The sequence below is a fragment of the Lamprobacter sp. genome (assembly GCF_034860625.1).
Classification (GTDB): domain Bacteria; phylum Pseudomonadota; class Gammaproteobacteria; order Chromatiales; family Chromatiaceae; genus Lamprobacter.
The window spans coordinates 1-2,794 of record NZ_JAYESN010000320.1 but is presented as its reverse complement, the minus strand read 5'-3'; the positions used below and the strand labels follow the sequence as shown (position 1 = coordinate 2,794).

The window sequence follows — 2,794 nt, the reverse complement described above, 5'->3', positions numbered from 1 at the left end:
ACGACTCTAACGTGAAGCCCTGCATGAGGCTCAATGCCATCGACCGACCGCGAGCGCAACCCCCATGGCCCTAGCCGAAGAAGACATCGCTTTCATTAAAACCCACCTCGGCGAGTGGCTCACCGAGCAGAGCCTTGGCAAGCCGGCGGTGGTCTACGAGATCGAGCTGCGCGAGCGTATGGTGCGGGTGGAGGAGGAACTCAAGCACCAGCGCGAGTTGATGCGCCAAGGTTTTGAACAGGTTGATAGACGCTTCGAACAGGTTGACAAGCGCTTCGAGCAAGTGGAGAAACGCTTCGAACAGGTTGACAAACGCTTCGAGCAAATGGACAAACGTTTCGATGAGATGCTCAAGCGCCACGATCAGCAATTTTTTTGGCTGCTCGGCTTCATCGCCACTGGTGTGGGCCTGGTTATCGCTGCATTGCGGTTTCTCTAGCCTCGGGTATGCGTTCCGCACAGGTTCCGTGGAGCATGGAAGCTCAGGTTGTCATCTGGGGTACGATAACCTCGGTCCCTACTGATCGAATTTCAATCCACCGTCGATCGACTGGTGCGCCTGATCCAAGCCGACCCCAATAAGGCCAGGCTGGACCGGCTCATCACCCATTGGCTCAAGCGCCACCTGCGGCGGCTGGGCGCGGACATTGACCTGAAACAGATCAACTCATTAGTCGAGGACAACGCCATGTTAGCCGAGAACCTAGAAAGCTGAGCATAGCGGGAGCGTGACCAAGGCCGTTTGGACTTATATTAGTGCCTGCTCGCACACCTGCTCAATGGCATCAAATACTGGGCCTGGAACAGTGAGCTGGAATTGCTTGCGTCGGTTCTTCGAGACCTTGCCGTTGTTTTGCAGAGCGGCAATCACTAAGGTCGTCAAGGCGTTGCCGCGCACATCGAAGCATTCATCGATTTGGCGATAAACCCGGTCAAAGCGGTCGAGAAATTCGGTCTCTTCGCGCAGATCTTTCTCAAGCGCTTGTCTGGCCATGTCGAGGCTGAACTCGACAACCTGAGTCGCATCCCAGTAGCGGTAGAGCGCTTCGTCACCCTGAAAGCGAAAATCGTAGGTTTCATCGCTCAACCAACGCACATTCCAGCGGCGGCGCATGGGCGTGGAGAAACTTTGCAGAGCCTTGAGGTATGCGGCTTCATTGCGTTTCATCGCGACCGAAACCGGTAACAGCAACCCATTGGCCAAGCGTCCCGACTGGCAGAGCGCGTAGTGAAACAGGAACCGCGACAGCCGGCCATTGCCATCCATGAAGGGGTGAATGAACACAAACCCGAACGATGCGATGGCCGCTGCGACCAGCGGGTCGATGGCTTTCGGCAGGTCGTTAGCAAACAGCAGCACCCCGTCCATGAGCGCAGTCACCAACTCGGGCGGTGGCGGTACATAGGTGATACCGGCGGCACCCCGCAGGGGTCCTCGTAGCCAGTTTTGTTCGTGGCGATAGGCAGCGGCTCGATCCAGTGGATTGGTGATGGCGGCGTTTTGCAGCTCGACCAGATAATCCTCGTCCATCGGTCGCGGCTGGTGTGCCTGTTTCAACAGCGCCACAAAGGCCTCGGCCTTGTCCTGCGATGGTTTCTCTCGCTCGATCGCGAACGAATTTTCAGTCTCATGCAGATACGCCCAGGCCAGCGCCCGATCGGTTGCCTGCTGTCCAAGCCCCGCCACAAAGGCATTTGCGCGGTCGAGAATAGCCAGAGCGAGCAAGCGTTCAATGGCTGGCGTGCGCTCCACGGTGACTGCGTAACGCAGCGACCCCAATCCGTTGAAATTGACCTTCCAGCGCGCATTGCGCTGACCGGGCGCGGTGAGGTAGCGCTTGGCGTCGAACAGATCAACGGTTGGACCCGCGATCCCAAGATTGCCTTCAAGCTTGCGGGCGTTGAAGGCCTCCCACAAAAAGCCCAGGACGCGGACATAGCGACTCGAGGGCGTGGCCTGAACCCGGCGCTGGAGGTCGCTGCCAGGTAGGCGCTTGAGCGCCTGCGCCAGGACCTGCAGGTTGACGCCTTCATGCTTGAGCGCGAACAGCAGCTGTTCGAGTGGCTCATCTTGTCGGGGCGCAACCTGCGCGGGCACCAACAGGGCATCCACTGTCTGCGTCAGCCGCGATACAGGCGCAACCCGCGCGGGTCTCGAGAGCGGAAATGCCGTGAGCTGGAAGCGTTCGCAGAGCGATTGGTAGCCGAGGCAATCCATTTTTTCTTCAAAGGCCAAGGTTTTTGTTAAAAAAACCTATCATGCCACTTTTTTGTTAACGCGATATCAAGCCGGCGGTGGTCGTCGAAGAACTCGCCCGGGCCTACCCTTGGCCTGGCAGCCCCAATCTCATCTTAGAGGCCAGCGCACTTGAAGATATCTTTTGCGATTAACCAAGCGTGTAAAGCCGCACCGCCATGCAGGTCGGTCGCTTGCAACAGGGCGGTCGCCTCAAGGCACCACAACCTCGGCCTCTTTCACCACCTCACGCAGTTTCCCAGCCAACGCCGTCTTTGCGCCTTCATCCCCATGCACCAGGCGGATTTCAGCCGGCGGCGTCGGAATCCCAGAGACAAACTCGATCAGATCACGCTGGTCGGCATGGGCTGAGTAGCCGCCGATGGTATGGATCTGGGCGCGGATATCGTAGCGCTCGCCGTCAAGTATCACGTAGCCCCCGCGCGGGCCGTAGCGCTGGATGTCGCGCCCTGGCGTGCCCTTGGCCTGGTAGCCGACGAAGAGCACATCATGGCGCGGGTCGCCGAGCATGGCCTTGAGATAGTTCACCATGCGCCC

4 protein-coding genes are annotated in these 2,794 nt (G+C 58.7%); 2 read left to right on the top strand and 2 right to left on the bottom strand.

All coding sequences use genetic code 11. From position 1 onward, the window contains the following. Positions 1 to 64 precede the first annotated feature (64 nt). Positions 65 to 439, top strand: a complete 375-nt coding sequence (locus tag VBE63_RS26870) for a hypothetical protein (RefSeq protein ID WP_323686066.1) — start codon at positions 65 to 67, stop codon at positions 437 to 439. Positions 440 to 553: 114 nt separating this feature from the next. Beyond that, a complete protein-coding gene (locus VBE63_RS26865) occupies positions 554 to 715 on the top strand; it encodes a hypothetical protein (RefSeq protein WP_323686065.1) in 162 nt (53 codons plus the stop codon). A gap of 33 nt (positions 716 to 748) precedes the next feature. On the opposite strand, the gene VBE63_RS26860 is transcribed toward VBE63_RS26865, so the two are convergent. Both VBE63_RS26860 and VBE63_RS26855 read right to left on the bottom strand, forming a co-directional pair. Continuing rightward, on the bottom strand, positions 749 to 2,218 hold the full coding sequence (locus VBE63_RS26860; protein WP_323686064.1) for a Fic family protein: 1,470 nt from the start codon (positions 2,216 to 2,218) through the stop codon (positions 749 to 751). A 231-nt stretch (positions 2,219 to 2,449) separates the two neighbouring features. After that, positions 2,450 to 2,794: MBL fold metallo-hydrolase RNA specificity domain-containing protein (locus tag VBE63_RS26855; protein WP_323686063.1), on the bottom strand; the 345-nt coding region annotated here is incomplete at its 5' end.